General features: G+C 45.0%; 12 protein-coding genes. 6 read left to right on the top strand and 6 right to left on the bottom strand.

Annotated elements, in window-relative coordinates; all coding sequences use genetic code 11:
- Positions 1–23: 23 nt before the first annotated feature.
- The 6 genes from HPY27_RS18275 to HPY27_RS18250 all read right to left on the bottom strand — a co-directional run bounded on the left by HPY27_RS18275 (position 24) and on the right by HPY27_RS18250 (position 6,892).
- Complete coding sequence (locus HPY27_RS18275; protein ID WP_017250832.1) at positions 24–710, bottom strand: ABC transporter ATP-binding protein; 687 nt, start codon at positions 708–710, stop codon at positions 24–26.
- A 26-nt stretch (positions 711–736) separates the two neighbouring features.
- A complete protein-coding gene (locus tag HPY27_RS18270) occupies positions 737–1,456 on the bottom strand; it encodes a lipoprotein BA_5634 family protein (protein WP_174225641.1) in 720 nt (239 codons plus the stop codon).
- A gap of 183 nt (positions 1,457–1,639) precedes the next feature.
- Positions 1,640–2,143: a tellurite resistance TerB family protein gene (locus HPY27_RS18265; RefSeq protein ID WP_017250830.1), complete on the bottom strand. Its 504-nt coding sequence runs from the start codon at positions 2,141–2,143 to the stop codon at positions 1,640–1,642.
- A gap of 143 nt (positions 2,144–2,286) precedes the next feature.
- Positions 2,287–3,669: a TraB/GumN family protein gene (locus HPY27_RS18260; RefSeq protein ID WP_173624209.1), complete on the bottom strand. Its 1,383-nt coding sequence runs from the start codon at positions 3,667–3,669 to the stop codon at positions 2,287–2,289.
- A 393-nt stretch (positions 3,670–4,062) separates the two neighbouring features.
- Complete coding sequence (locus tag HPY27_RS18255; RefSeq protein ID WP_254612934.1) at positions 4,063–5,532, bottom strand: S-layer homology domain-containing protein; 1,470 nt, start codon at positions 5,530–5,532, stop codon at positions 4,063–4,065.
- Positions 5,533–5,695: 163 nt separating this feature from the next.
- Entirely contained in the window at positions 5,696–6,892 is a 1,197-nt protein-coding gene (locus tag HPY27_RS18250; protein WP_174225639.1) for a DUF418 domain-containing protein, read from the bottom strand.
- A gap of 208 nt (positions 6,893–7,100) precedes the next feature.
- Here HPY27_RS18250 and HPY27_RS18245 point away from each other — a divergent pair, with 208 nt between their 5' ends.
- The 6 genes from HPY27_RS18245 (at position 7,101) to HPY27_RS18220 (ending at position 15,696) form a co-directional block, all read left to right on the top strand.
- Positions 7,101–7,535 carry an exosporium protein C gene (locus tag HPY27_RS18245; protein WP_174225638.1) on the top strand — a complete coding sequence of 145 codons (435 nt, stop codon included), beginning with the start codon at positions 7,101–7,103 and terminating at the stop codon, positions 7,533–7,535.
- A gap of 143 nt (positions 7,536–7,678) precedes the next feature.
- Positions 7,679–10,774, top strand: coding sequence for a GNAT family N-acetyltransferase (locus tag HPY27_RS18240; RefSeq protein WP_174225637.1), 3,096 nt, complete (start codon positions 7,679–7,681; stop codon positions 10,772–10,774).
- 13 nt (positions 10,775–10,787) lie between these two features.
- On the top strand, positions 10,788–11,645 hold the full coding sequence (locus HPY27_RS18235) for an amidohydrolase family protein (protein WP_017250822.1): 858 nt from the start codon (positions 10,788–10,790) through the stop codon (positions 11,643–11,645).
- Positions 11,646–11,888: 243 nt separating this feature from the next.
- Positions 11,889–12,734, top strand: a complete 846-nt coding sequence (locus HPY27_RS18230) for a DegV family protein (protein WP_017250821.1) — start codon at positions 11,889–11,891, stop codon at positions 12,732–12,734.
- A gap of 1,203 nt (positions 12,735–13,937) precedes the next feature.
- Positions 13,938–14,753, top strand: a complete 816-nt coding sequence (locus tag HPY27_RS18225) for a DUF4097 family beta strand repeat-containing protein (protein ID WP_174225636.1) — start codon at positions 13,938–13,940, stop codon at positions 14,751–14,753.
- A gap of 229 nt (positions 14,754–14,982) precedes the next feature.
- The gene (locus tag HPY27_RS18220; RefSeq protein WP_017250819.1) at positions 14,983–15,696 is read left to right on the top strand and encodes a hypothetical protein; all 714 of its coding nucleotides are present in this window, start codon (positions 14,983–14,985) and stop codon (positions 15,694–15,696) included.
- Positions 15,697–15,768 lie beyond the last annotated feature (72 nt).

Raw genomic sequence — 15,768 nt, 5'->3', positions numbered from 1 at the left:
ATCATTCACCTCCAGTCTTTTGGCTAATTCGCAGCAAGCCGTTGATCTGAAATGATCGCACCGTCTTCTATCGTAATAACACGGTCAGAAGCCGATGCAATAGTAAGATCGTGCGTAATCAATACGATGGTTTGATTGTATTTTTTTGCAGTCAATCTTAATAAATCCATGACTTCCTTCGTATTTCGCGTATCCAAATTACCTGTGGGTTCATCTGCCAGAATCAAATGCGGCCGATTAATTAAGGCCCTGCCGATGGAAACTCGTTGCTGTTGGCCGCCCGATAGTTCGGAAGGCAAGTGGTCTTTTCGTTCATGGAGCCCCAGGATTTCAATAATTTCATCCAAATACGTCATATCGATCGGTTCGTCGTCCAATAACATGGGCAACGCGATATTTTCCTGGACATTCAATACGGGAATCAAATTAAAGAACTGAAAAATAAACCCGACTTTTCTTCTTCTGAATATCGAAAGCTCATCATCTGTATAATCATAAAGATTATGGTCCCCAATAAATACTTGCCCTGAACTTGGCCGATCCAACCCTCCTAAAATATGCAGCAGTGTACTTTTTCCAGAGCCGGAAACACCTACGATTGAGACAAACTCTCCTTGCTGAATAGAAAGGTCAATCCCTTTTAACGCATCTACCCTGTTGTTGCCTTCCCCATAACTTTTTACTACGTTTTCCATCCGTACAACTTCCATACAGCTCATCCTCTCATCACTCAAACTCAATCTTGTACATCTACAAAATTTACTTTGTTTTCGCTATCTGCATAAACGTTCCCGATTTCCTGTAAGACCTGGTTCACGTTATCTTTATTCTTATAATCGAAGCCGCCATTTCCAAACTGGATCAAGGAGAGCGTTGACTCTGCTTCAGTTAATTGGTTGTAAGTTTTGTCGTCAACAATAACAAGATCCGCTTGTGGTATATACCCAATCCACATTTGATGGTTCACATACGCTACAGGTACCATCTGACCGTTCAAATCGATTTGGTTATTCTTCATGTCTGCATCACTTATAGAGTAAAACAGATTTTGACCATTCGATAATTCTTTGATGCTGGTAACAGGGTCTGAAATAATAGACGTGCTTCTTGGATCTTGTCTGGCTCTGAGAATCCCCTTCTTGACGAATTGCTCAGCTGTAGATCGATTCACAACCGAATACTTAATATCTCGGCTATCAAATTCTTGACCCGTTTCCTTCTGATCTTGCTCTGTCAATTTCGTGATTTTTGTTGTTGTAACCAATTTCAGTTTGTAGTCGCTTGTTTGTTTGGTGTTATCTTTATACAACTCTTTGACCTTATTCGTATCTTTCTCTGTGCCGATAACGAGAACTCCATTGACCGGTTGCGATGGACCTTCTACATATCGTTTTACGCCAAACCCTATGCCTACAAAAAGAGCGATAACCAACACGAATCCTATTATTTTTTTCATCTGAACATCTCCTTGAAAATGATTTATGTCTGGATTATAGACGAGACTCTCATGCAAATGAATGACTCCTATCTAACGATTTCGCCCTCTCTCTTACATTTTAGTAAGAAATCAAATGAAAAGGCTGTCCCTCAGTCATTGTTCATGACTTTTGGGACAGCCTCTTTACATTCGTATCAAAGATTAAACAGGAAGCGTCACTCTGTAACCTGGTTGGTTCTTAGGATGGTTTTGATTCACGAACACACCACGGTCATTTTTCAACACGATTACTTCAAAGAATGGACGGAAACGATCTTCCGAAATACCAAATGCAGTCAAGAACTTGCCAAACAGCTCTTGCTCTTCACGCTCAGGTTGGCCATCTGCCAGGGAGGAATCGATCAGGTTAACCAGGATGCACATTTTTTGAGCATCCGTGAGCAATGGAGTTACTTCGCCCAGGAATTTCTCGATAGAGTTATTGCGTGTATATTTCATTGCGTTTTCGAGCAACTGTCTGTTATTAGCACCTACACCAATCACGCCGTTGCTTTCTTCACCGCCTAATACAGCGAGCAATTGACCGATTTCCTCGTGGTCCATTTCTCCATCCGATTTCATCATGTAGAGCAAGGAGCATGCGAATCCAAAATGAGGGGTCATTTCTTCCCCTTTGTCTGTCTTAAACATATCAAACAAGCCCACGCAAAATACCTCCTATGTATGCCTAGATAGTATAATTTTACTATCCGCTGGATAATGTTAGCAACACTTGTCTGGGTAAGCAATTTTTCGGGAAAACAAGGAAAGGAAGTGCCAGCCTGCGCCGACACTTCCTTTTCTCTCTCTTATTTCAATTGCTGCACGTCATAGCCTTTTGCCCTCAAGTGATCGATAACCATGCCTTTCATCGAGAAGTGGGCAGCACCGACCACGACAAAAGAAGTCGTTTCCCCTTTTTTCTCCAACACTTCTGCGAGTTTAATAGCCATGTTTTTGTCTCGCTCACCGAGCAGACGCTGATTCACTTCGCCTTCACCGAAATCGCCATGCGTCGTCATGATTTGGGTAAATCCATTCAGATCGCCTTCTACCCATTCTGTCTGCATGTCTTTTAAGAGTTTTGTGCTTTCTTCCAGCCCTTTTTCGGCCATAACACTATCTAACATGATGTTCAATTCTTTCTCCTGCTGCTCTGCAGGAACACCTGACAGCAAGTCCGCTTGCAGCTTAATACCTTCCAGCTCGTTGATCGGCTTCTCATCCAGCATCGCCTTCGTCAGGAAGTACCTGTCGATGCCGGATAGCATTGCGAACTGAAGATCCGTTTCGCCGTCCACGTAGCCAAGCGTTGGCACAGACAAGGAAACAGCAAACGGCTTGTAAACGTCAAAAGAATTGGCTGGCAGTTGCAGCTTTGCAAGCAATTTTTGCACCTTTTGATACGTCTCAGCGGATACATGATCCTTCAGTGTCGTGCCATCGGTGTATACCATTTTTTGTGTCATATAATCAGTGTCACCGTTGATAATATCGGCTTCCACCCACAGTTCATCCGACTCTTCATACGCTTCCCGGATGTCTTTTTGCATCGGGTACATATCTGCGATCCCCATGTGAATCGAGCCAAGCAAGTACATGGTGTTTTTGCCGTTGGTCACTTTCCACATGAGACCTTCGGCACCGCCGCCCCCCGTATCGTATACGAACTCGACCAGTCGGCTGGCCATCACCGTTGCTTGTTCAACCGTGCTTGGCTGATTCAGCTCGAGACCAGCGCTTGTCCCTTTGACCAAGCCTTTTTTCTTCATATAATCAATCGGGTTATCCCCGGTCATTTCGAATGCTGCTGGCAGTTCGTAGTTCGCCAAGAGTTTGTATAAAGAAGTAATGACTGCTTCTCTCGTAATGACCTTATCAGTCGGAAAGGATAAGGAAGCGTTCTTTTTCTTCATTCCCAGAAGATCCAGCTTTTTCGCTGTCCCCTCCATCAAGGTAATAAATTTGTCAGCAGGAATGGATTGCTGAAAAGAACTCTCTTGATACCACTCCAACGGAAAAATTCCGTATTTCTCCCCTTCGTTCAGCGTTGTTACCGACCAAGGGCTGATTGGGAGAGCTGCGGGTGTCTGCCCGTGGACTGGAAGCACATACCCGAGCAAAAGCGCCAAACTGAGTGCACCTGTACCCGCCCAGCGAGTCAGCTTGCTCCAGCGTTTGTTTAGTTTCATGAAACTTTCTCCTCTCGATTCTAAGCTGAATGATTTTATGCCATTCTATCTTAGTGGTAGATTATACCACATTTTTCTGGAAGAGATAACCGAATGATAGAAAAGAATAGAAAATGCAACCATTTTCACTATACATAAAAAGCATCGACATTATCGTCGACGCTTTCGCAATGAATCCGCAAGTTATCGATTCGGTTTGGTCAAATACAGACGCATTGTTAGCGGAGCAAATATGACCATGAGCAGCAGACTTGACACTCCCCATGCCTAAAGGCGGGGGATTCAGAGCAAAGTGCTTTATATCCCCATAGCTAAAGCAAGGGGTTTTACGGCACGAGTGATAAAAAACTCACCCTCTTATTTTACAGGAGGGTGAGTCCTTTTTCGAAATCGTTATTGAACGGATGCTTCTTCAATTTCTTTATACGCCCAATAACCAGGTGCAACATCCGGCCATCTTTGCAGGCCAGCTTGGTTCTGCGGCACGCGATTCAGCACGCGATTGAGAATGGTTACAGCTTCGGCACGAGTCAGCGCTTTCTCTGGCTGGAAGGTGCCGTCGGGATAACCTGTCATGTAGCCTTTGGCAACAACCGCTGCAATGATTGGAGATGACCAGTGATCTCCCCTCACATCAAAAAAGGCAGTGCCCCCTCCCGCACCTTGCAAGGCCTTGTACTTATAGATGACCGCGGCTATTTCCGCTCGGGTAATGTTGGCCGATGGACGGAATGTGCCATCTGGGTAGCCGCTCATCATACCCGATGCACTTGCTTGATGAATCGAATTTACTGCCCAGTAGTTGTCGGCTACATCGAAGAACCTTCCCTTATTCGCAGAAGACTGGCTCACCATTCCAGCGTTCAGTAAAATGGCAGCCATCTCCGCACGTGTCACTGTACGATCCGGTTGAAACGTTCCGTCAGGATAGCCATTCATATAGCCACGTTGGCTCTTACTTTTTATATTGGTTGCAGGGAGAACCACTTTCTTATCTGCAGGGCTACCACCAGTGAAAAAGATGGTTGTCGGCGTGGTATAGGAACCCTTTCTACTATCTTTATCCCGATCCCGGTCTCTGTCTCGATCATCATCCTCTAGATTTCTCCATGCTTTTCTCAAATCGTACAGAGCGTCATCTACTTCAGACTGCGTAGCATGTGGATCGTCAATGACATCCCACGCTTGTTCAAGCGCATCCTCCAATTTGCGCCAGCTCGATCTGGTGTAGTCGTCTTCATCCAAGTCTTTGTCCTCGATCTCTCTCGCTTTGGCCCTCAGCTCTCTTTTATAGACAGCGTCATCTTGTCTCTTCAAATCTTGTCTCGCTTTGATCAGTTTCTCCAGGGCAACATCTACGACAAGCTGGCTCGCATGCGGATCATCCAGCACAAAGTAAGCATTCCCTAGTCGATTCTGCAACTCTTTCCAACTGTCCCTCGTGTAATCTTTTTCTTGCAGCTTTTCCACTGCAATTTCCTCTACTTTCGTTTGCAGTTTACTCTTGTCGATTGTACCTTCCTGCTTCTTCAGCCCTTCTCTTGCTAGGACTAACACGGACAAGGCACCATCGATTTCTGCTTGGGTGGTGTTTGGCTTCGTCAGTACGGCTTTTGCAGCATCCAACGCATACACCAGCTTGCTCCAGCTGTCGGGCGTAAATTTTTCCTGGATTAAATTCTCGGCGTTAATTTCATTGACTTTTCCTTGTAAGTGACGATGATCTACAGTGGATTCTACCGCGGCAGGTGTTTCCTCTTCACTTGCTGCTTGGCTTACAGGCACGAATATGGATGCTTGGAAGATCAAGCAAAAGAGGCTAAAGAAAACAAGACTCGTTACTGCTCTTGGAAAACGTCCCAATTCCCATCCTCCGTTCTTTACGATGACCCATCTGATCATCTTTTTCCAATCGTTTACATTATATGATGGAGACCGATCAGAGGATTCATATTTTTAGAGGCCAACAATCAAACAAAAAACCAAGTAGCCCATAGAGCAGCTGCTTGGTTTTTATTTTCTGGTGCTAAGCAGAAATAGGTTTTTCCGGGCGTTGCTTTGTCTGGCCGGAGATTGAAAAATTCGTCCACATCCGCAGTAGTCGTTCCACTGGGCCATAACGGAACCGCTTTAGATACAATGGGCTTATGAACAGCTGTCCCACATAAATCACAATCGCTAATCCGCAGCCAGCCAATACCCCGATCTTTCCGAACCATCCGAGTCCATAGCCATAGAAGATCGTCGTACAAATGACGGTTTGCAAAAGGTAATTCGTTAAGGAGAGTTTACCCACGGCTTGAAATCTTGGCAACCAAGTTGATTTCGTACTTCTGGAAAAGAACCAAACAAAGGCGAAAATGTAACCGATGGCAAGGATGGTCCCCCCCGATATCTCACCGACGCCACTCCACCAAGTTCCCGGCAGATACACATGCAGCACTTTTAACAAAAGTCCCGCTGGCAAGAAGATCAGCATGTTTCGGAGATACGAGGTTCGTTCTTCCTCTGGCTTCTCGAACCACCTGCGCTTCGCAGCATACATCCCAAAAAGGAACATGGGTGCGCTCATAAGCGGCGCCATCAACAATAAAGCAACCATCATGTATTCTGGCAAACCAAGCGGATCTTCACTGCTTCTGTGATGTACGATTTCCTCGTATGTGCCCGTGCCATAGACGGTCATGGTTTTGACGACATAAGCTTCCATACGGGCAGAATCGGTAATACTCGTAGGATCATTCGGATCATCTGGAGCAAGCCCCATTAAGCTGATGAGGCAGAGTAAGACAATCCCCCAAATGAGCAGAGTTTTCGGTTTACGGTTCATGAACAGCAACAGAAAGAAGCCCATCATGCCATAAAACCCCAAGATATCCCCTTCCCACAGGAAGTACGAATGAAGGAGACCAAGTCCGATCAGCATCAAAAATCTGCGGGCAAGGTAGCGTTTTTGCTTCAAACCTTTGGCGGCCAAGCTTTGCTGCATCTTGATCATGCCAAAACCAAACATGAAGGTAAAAATCGGCATAAAGCTGCCTTCCACAAATATTTTCACAAGCTTATAAGCTGTCATTTCATAATCGGGGAGGGCGTATAAATCCATTTCTTGGCTTCCCCAAATCCCATACTGGAAAATCAGCATATTCGCCATCAAAATCCCTACTAAACTAAATCCCCGCAAGCCATCGATAATTCGGACGCGGTTCTCTTTTAGCTCCATGACTATCACCTCATGCCTGATTGTATCGAGCTAAGCTTAATGGCTTCTAAAGGGCACCTTATCGTTACCTTAATTTTACATCCCTTTTCTATTGTTTACCCAAACAAAGATAGATGACTTAATTGTGAATAGTATCGTGAACTCGTCCAATCACTCCCCCATTGTCCAACATAATTTGAGGTATCAAAGTAAAAAGGGGGTGATATTATTGGTACGTATTCTAGATAAAGCAGCCGTTCAGCCACGCCGTCGATTCAACTTGGCAAATTCCTTTACCATCAGACGCGCGCCAGGAAGGTCTCGCCTCGCCACTATCCGAATCAGAATCCCATCTAGGAATTCCCAACCGAATCGTGTTGAATTAGTTGCTACGGTTGGTGTTCGGGGGATTACCGGTATTGCGCAAATCCTCTTCCGTATATTTCGTGATGGTAGAGAGATTTTCAACACCCTCCAAGGTATTGAATCTACTGGTTCTGAACAAAACTATGCTGTCACCTTTCAGGCAATCGATCGAAATGTAAGAGCTGGTACCCATATTTACACAGTAACCGCAGAAAACCGAACGGCAAATACCAGAGCTGATGTTGTTGGGCCTGTTACGTTTAGTGGACTCGCAGTAAAAACGAGAACGAGAACCTGAATGCGTTAAAAAGCACCTGAATAAGGTGCTTTTTTTGCACATGCGCTGATTCTTTTTCCGAAAACTAGCAACAATTCTGTCGATCAAACGTACAACTCTTAGAAGATACATAATTTAACAATGTAATCGAGGTGTTAACAAGCATGGAAGCATCAATCTCAATTGTCACCTACCGCCCTGAGCTGGCCGCAGCGGTCGCAGAAATGTGGAATGCCAGCCGAGATAGCTGGGGAGGCGGAAATTCGATTACGACAGCAGAACAAATTAGACAAGAAGAAGCAGCCTCTGACGCTATCACCGTCTATCTCGCTATGGAAGGTGAAACGGTCGTTGGTTATTGCAGCCTGGCCGAATATCGGGAAGATACCGGTGCCCTCTACATCCCATTGCTCAATGTACGTCCCGACTATCATGGAAAAAAAGTCGGCCGGATGCTGCTTTCATGCGCACTGGAGAAAACGATTGAGCTGGGCTGGCCGCGACTTGATCTGTATACGTGGGCAGGAAACACGAAGGCTGTTCCGTTGTATAAGAAGTTCGGCTTTTTCTGGGAAGACCGGGACGACGCCACCCATCTGATGAACATGATTCCTTCTGTGCTCCGTACCGAAGCGATCGCCCACTATTTTGAGGAGCTTGACTGGTATCAGGACTCCACGCGGGAGATCGTTGTAGAGCCAGATGGACGCAAGGAAAACGGCTTTGATTACTTCACATACTCCTGGGCAAAAGGAGAAAAGAGCCTGCACGTGGAGTTTGAGCGGCGGGGTCGAGGTATGCGCCTCATCGAGACGGAGGATTATCTCGTGTCTGCCGAAGCGGAAAAGCTGGAGCTGGTCTTTGGACGGGAGTATCAAATTCACTACCGGATCGTCAACAAATCAGGCAAGCCGTTACAGATTTCGTTAAACGGGCAACCGAGCGACACGATCCGCTTTGATTATCAGCACGAGCTGGCTGTAACAGGTGAAACGACGCTGTCAGCTACCTTTTTTGTCGATCCAATCACAGAAGAGCAAAGCATCTGGCGCACGCATCCGCGTGTTTGTACCCAGCTACTGATCAACGGCAAGGCAGCGCTATTTGAGGTAGGAATCCTTCCCAAGTTTCCTGCTACCCTTTCCTTGCATGTACCTGGCCTCTCCTATCCGGGACAGACAAAGCTGTTTTATTTGGACGTGGAAAACAACTTTACGGATGAAGCGGAATTTTCATTCGAGCTGCCCGTTTGTTCTTTTTTTGGCTTACAAGAGCAACGCCACACTTTGAAACTATCTGGCAAAGAGCGCATTTCGCTTCCGCTTAACGCTGACCTGTATGAACACGGCTTTTACGAAGCCAGCGTACAGGTGGAGGCAAAGCTCGCAGATGGCAGATCGGTTTCTTTTGCCAAAAAAATCGGAGCTGCCTTTACGGGACTTGGTGCGATGGTGTCTGGAGAAACGGAACAGGCTTGGCAAGTTCACCATGGCCGCCATACGCTCTACTTGAACAAAGAAGATAATGAGATGACCGTTGCCGGCGGGACAGGTGGGGAGCCAACCAACTTCCTCTATCCCAAGCTCGGCAAACCGTTTTCTAGCGAGTTCTCGAAGAAGCGTGCCGAGAATGTTGCGTTTATCGTGGAAAAGGGAGCAATCGGCATCCATGCAACGTATCGCTCCGGGGCATACCCGCAAATTGCCCTGGTTAGCAAAACGCTCCTGTTCGGAGATGGTACCGTTGAACACGGATTGGAGATAGAAAACCACTCTGCTGACAAGCTGACTACTGAGCTTTGGCTTAACCAAGGATTTAGTCACAGTTTTCATCGCCCGATTGTGCCGTATCAAGGCCGTTATGTTGAAACACCATCCTCCTATGGCAGCGATATGGATTATTGGGATGCAGAGTTAGTCAGTGAAAACTGGCTATTTACACAGGATGAAACGGCCCCCTGGGGAATGTGCTGGCCTCCTGAATACCGTTTTGATATTCAAGGCTGGTATGTCACACTCGAAACCAATCTCGGCATGCTTGCTCCACATGAAAAAAAATCGTTTGGTCCCTTCCACTTCTCACATGGGGGCTATGCTGACTGGAAAGAGTTCCGTGCCTTTGCCCGTAAAGAACCTATGCCAGCAGACCTGACCTTGAGCTCTCATCTAGAGTTGAGCGCTAATGGGCAAAATCCTTTTGTCACAAGCAAGGAACTGGATGTACAGGTGAAAGAATACAAGCAACAATATTTGGACGGAGAACTGATCGCATCCCTTTTGAGCGAGTCAGCTTCCGAACAAGCACAGAGCTTTACAGAAGATGAGGAAGAGACGGAATCTGGCTTCTCTTTCAAGACGCCGGAAAAACCATTTGACCTCGTGCAAGTAGAGGGACGTTTTGCCACGCATGTGTCGCATTTGCAGAGCGCGATTTTCCCAATCGGTCAAGGCAAGGTCATACAGGAGCAAACAGTGGAAGAAGGACAGCAGGTCTATATCGCCGACAATGGACGATTGCGGATCAAAGCCGCTCCAGATTTTGCTCCGACGCTCTACTCGCTTACAAGCAATGGGCAGGAGTGGCTGGACAGCGCCTTCCCTGAGCGGAAGCCGAAATCTTGGTGGAATCCGTGGACTGGTGGAATCGGCAACTATATGGAGGAGTTAAGCGCATTTTCACTGGTTAAGGAAGAGCGGACGGCTTCCTTTGTCGAGCTAATCGACAACAAGCAAAATGCGTGGCAGGGAATCAAGGTGAGCTACCATGTGAAAAAGCAGGAGAAGTATCGCGGGTTGACTTGCCATCAGTATTACTTGCTGCTACCAGGAGTACCTGTCCTCTGCCATACAGTAGAGATCGAACAAAATACTGGAACGTACTTTGCTGGCAAAGAATTAGCCACTGACATCTTTTTGCAGCCAGGAACCGAGGAAGAGGCGGTATGGCTGAAAACCATTGGTACGAATGGTGAGGAGCTCAGCTACAAGCTGGCACAAGGTGAATTGGATGTCCTTGAAGTTTCCGATTATGTCCTCGGGCGAGCTTCCAGCAACGATCAGATGCATATCGTTACTGACCTCGATACTGCGGACCTCCAAGTATACGCAAACAAGGAAGTCGCCGTAGCTTCTGTCATACGCGAACTGAATCTGCCAAACAACAGCTCTACCTTTACTCCGCCTGTCTTTTTCCTGTTTGCCGACAACACGCTTCCTTCCAATGCCTTATCTGACTTACGGACGATACGCTTTGCCAAATAAGGGAGGGCTTCTAATGAAAATCATTGATGCGCACATGCATTTATCCCATATCGAGGAATTCAAGCGGACAGCGGCAGAAAAGTCGTTTGTCGATTACTCCGTCGCTGGTCTCTTGCAAGAATATGCAGAGAATGGCGTGGTCCTTGGGATAGGCATGGGCTTGACAGAGACTCAGCCAGACGGCTTTCCCGATGTGGAAGCTGTCACTCCCATGGGACTAGACCTGACAGACGAGTTGCCACCACAGTTCGTCTATTGTCTGGGAATCAACCCATTCAAGATGGATGAAACGGCAGTGGCACGCTTGGAAGCTGACCTGCAAAAGCCCAACGTGGTCGGGTTGAAAATCTATCTGGGCTACTATCCCTTCTACGCCTACGATAGCGTCTATGATCCCGTCTATGCGCTCGCAGCCAAATATCAGGTACCTGTCGTCTTTCACACCGGCGATACGTACTCGGAGCGCGGGCTCTTAAAATACTCCCACCCTCTCACACTAGACGAGGTGGCTGTGAAGCATCGAGACGTTCATTTCATGATGGCCCATTTTGGCGATCCGTGGGTACTCGATGGGGCAGAAGTCGTTTATAAAAACCGCAACATGTTTGCAGATCTCTCCGGCTTAATGGTCGGTGACGCAGCCAATTGCAAGCGACTCGCGGACTCCCCTCTCTTCTTCTCTCATCTGCGACACGCGATCACCTATTGTGATCATTACGACAAATTTTTGTTCGGGACAGACTGGCCGCTGGCGCCAGTGAAGCCGTATATCCAATTTGTACAGGAGCTAATCCCAGCGGAATATCACGAGGATGTGTTTTACAAGACAGCATTGAAGGTGTTTCCCAAAATCAAGCCGTTGGTTGAGTAGACGATACAAATCCCATGTCTCTTCCCCTCGAAGAAGCATGGGATTTTTCTTGTCTGTGCCTTCTTCCCCATTAATCTCCTCTCATTTGTTCAATAAAACTCCTTCTATTTGCGACAAAAAACGACAGTTTTCGTATTATGATAGAATATGCGAGTTTGCTTATACAACATCCGTAACGAACAACCATGAAGCTTTCGCTAGTAAAGATAGAACACGCATTTTAATGGGGGAGGACATGTTTCCTTGAAGAAAAAAATTGCCTGGGTTACAGACAGTACCGCACTCATCCCTGATCACATCATGGAAGAGCATGACATCTACGTCGTTCCGCTAGAGATTATTTTTGAAGATGGCACTTATGAAGACGGTATTGATTTAGCGCCTGAGCAGCTTTATCAGAAAATTGTGCAGGCCAGTTATGCTCCCAAAACGTCACAGCCTTCCTTAGGAAAATTTGTGACGCTCTACGAACGATTAAAGGAAGAGTATGAATGCGCGATTGCTGTCCACCTCTCCTCTGATCTGAGTGGGACCTACAATACTAGTGTAATGGCAGCCAAGATGGTAGACTTCCCTGTCGAGCCGGTAGATTCCAAGCTGATGTCGTACCCGATTACCTCGATCATCTTAAACGGAATCGAGCAAGCCAAAGAAGGAAAAGGCTATCAGGAGATTGCTGCTTCCTTGCGTGAGGAATACAAAAAGTTTGAGAACTATATCCTGGTTGGCAGTCTCGACCAGTTTTACAAGGGCGGCCGAATGACCGGTTTGCAATATTTTATCGGCAATCTGCTTCAGATCAAGCCGATTTTCCAAATTAAAGATGGGCTGTTTGGAGTATATGAAAAGGTTCGTACCGAAGGCAAAGCGATCAAGCGTATGCTGGAGCAGCTGGAGAAAGCCAAGCAGACTTACACCGTGAAGCACGTGCAGATTTTGCATGGCAACGTCTTGGACAAAGCGCTGGAACTGAAAGAGAAAATTCAGAGCAAGTACTCCGATGTCGAGGTGTTGGTTGGACCGATCAGTTCCACGATTGGGGCGCATGCTGGGATGGGGACGCTGGCGTTGGCTTGGCGGAATGAGTAAGAGTTAAATGGGGCAGTCTCACATGCCGATTTTTTCGGCAAAGAGCTGTTCGTTGAAAATAATGTAATAGACTGGAGTTGTTGACTCTATGTAGTTCTTGGATAAAAAAATCTCCAGACTCAGAAAAATTAGTTTTAGACTGAACCCGAATAATAAAACAGCAGCGACCTAAGACCTGAAAAAAAGTCTTAGATTCGCCGCTGTTTTATTACGCTATCGATCACGTTGGTTGAACGAAACTCATTATTTTTTTGTGCACTTTATAATAAAAGCAAGGGGAATTAATGTTGCCTTTTTATGCGTGTACCACACTGCGGGATCTCCCGATTTAAAAGGAAGTGGCGTATACGCGCGACTTCCTTTTCTTTTCTCTGTGAGTTGTTTCAGGGCGACTCGATTTCTCTGAGCGTTACCCCTGAAACATCTTTAGAAATGGTTCCGTTTGGATCGATTACTTTGTCAAAAAAATAGGTACTTACTAGCCATAGTTAAGTCGGTCTATACCTTATGGACCATGAACGTTTAACATCATCATCGTATTCAAAAGTAGACTGATCATTATTTCTTTGCTGGTTTACAGTGTAAGTTCTCTCGTTTCAACAGGTATGTATGGCTTCGTTTCAGAAGAAGCAACCAGGCTATTAATCGAATAAATAATAGACATAGCGGTTAGAAATAAAATGGCTATACATAGAATCTAAAAGGAATATTTAAAATATTCCACATTCAATATCCCACTCCTCTTCAACCTTCTTGCTCCATTGAACTATTAATGGCGCTTATAGTTACCTGCCGTTAAGTTAATCAGTAGCCGATTTTAGACAACGTTCTGTTGGCTAACCTCATGAAGTTGCTTAAAGTTGCTAACGGGAATCGTTAGAAATACGATGATTAATCATATTGCCATACGAGCTGTCCTTTTGGCGGTAAAATCACCCGTTCCTAGTCTTACAAGTTGCAATTCATAGCATAACTCTATGAGAATACCGAGTAAACGGTTAATTTCTCAACATCAAGGATTCGATTCATCATGTGCCTCTAGGTTTAAAGGCGGAGGCTCTTTCTAGTCTTAAGTCCAGTTCTTATTCAAGCCAAAGTCCGTTACCAAATCTTTCTGACCACTGTACGATTAATGTACAAACGGATCACGTAATTTGAAATGACGATCTGTTTAGCATATGCAGAAGAAAGGAAGATAAACGTTTGAACAACAACATGAAGTTAGCAATGATTCTCCTGGCCGCTGCCAGTATCGGAATCGCTGGATGTACGAAGGAATCCTCCGTCACTAGTACACAAAGTTCGTCCCAGCAAAACGCTACTATACCGACGAACACAATTGCAAATTCAGAAACATCGGACATTAAGAATGTCTCGAATGCAGTAAATGGGGATATTTCTCAAATAGATGTAACTAACATTCATTCCCTAAAAATTCAGAGTAACGCTGCTATAGTTAAAGTCATAGGAGACAAACAAATCAATCAAGCAGAATGGGAATTATCCAAGGGCAATTCAAAAGGAATGGATACCAATGTGACTACGTCGATACAAGATGGAACATTACAGATTATGCTTAAACAGGAACAAAAGAAGTTCATAAATACGGAGCCATTGCCATCCTTAACGATCCATCTTCCTTATAAAGACTTCAAATCCCTTGAGATAGATAATGAAGTTGGCAACATCTTCATTGAGTCAGAATTGTCGGTCCAACATTTAAATGTGAGCAGCAATGCTGGCAACATCACCGTAACGGATGTAATTGGCAAGGAAAGCAGTAACATATCTACTAACCTTGGAAACGTCGAATTCGCTCTACCGGATCAATTAGCACCTCTATATGTAAATCTATCAACAGAAATGGGGAATATTGATAATCAAGTTAATCTTGAAAAAGCAACAAATACCACATCGGTTGTTTCCAAAGAACTCCATGGATATGTAGGTGAGGCTCAATCCGAGAATGCAACGCTCAACATTTCCACACAGGTGGGCGAAATTCTATTCAAAAATTAAGTGTCATCATCGTACCAGGCTTGCCATAATCATGATCAGGCCTGGTATTGTTAGCATCCATTTTTAGATCAACGGACAGATGTTCATTTATAATAGAGTTTTAGACTGACTCATTGAACTATCGAAACCCGTTAGTTCAATACTGGACAAATGACTATCCACTTTTTGATTCATAAAACACCTCGCATAGAATTTACCAATATACAAAAGATAGGTAAGGAGGTGCTTTATGCAGAAGAAAGTCATCTTGCTCTTTGTTACATTGCTTATCGGTTTTGCTTCTGTTGCTGTGGCTATTCAAGACGAGGAGGTCGAACCGTTTACTTGGGATAGACAGTATGTTGATGAACTAAAAAAAGTAGATGTTGCTGTGTATGTTCCTTCTTATGTAGCTTCATCTGAATTTTCTCGAAAGCTTGGTTCTTTATTTGTAAGCAAACTTGAAGTAAGTAAAGACCATTATTTATTCGAGATATCACGCCAAAGAGTGCGTGATGGGGAATCAAAAATGCTTACTTTTGACGTAATGACAATGTCAGCAGGTACTCTTCCTAGTTACCGAAAACAGCCTTTCTCTACCTATGAAATGTTCGAAATACCAGAGGGAGCCACTAAATTTAACGGGTATGATGTAAAGTATTCTGCTAATAAAAGAGCATTTATCTGGAAAGATAACGGCTGGGAATACTTAGTATGGGCAGAGAATACTAACAATGCTATTAATATCATGAAGCGTGTCATGGCTACAATACCAAAGGGAAGTAATCCAGTTCATGGTGCAATAAATGGACAGATTACAGCAATTGATACAAATGAGGGTGTCCGTTCGGATGCTGGTTGGTCTTATGATAATGGAAAAACGTGGTACATAATAACTGGGCGAACTACACCAGAGCAATTATTAAAAGTACTAAAGTCTATGGTTAGATTGGATACCAAATAATAATATTAACCGATGGTATGCTAAGGCCCCTTGAGGACGGGCCTTTTCTATGTTATTACACTATTCTGCCCG

This window comes from Brevibacillus sp. HB1.1, from assembly GCF_013332445.1.
Lineage (GTDB): Bacteria > Bacillota > Bacilli > Brevibacillales > Brevibacillaceae > Brevibacillus > Brevibacillus porteri.
This window is presented reverse-complemented; position numbering and strand designations above follow the sequence as displayed.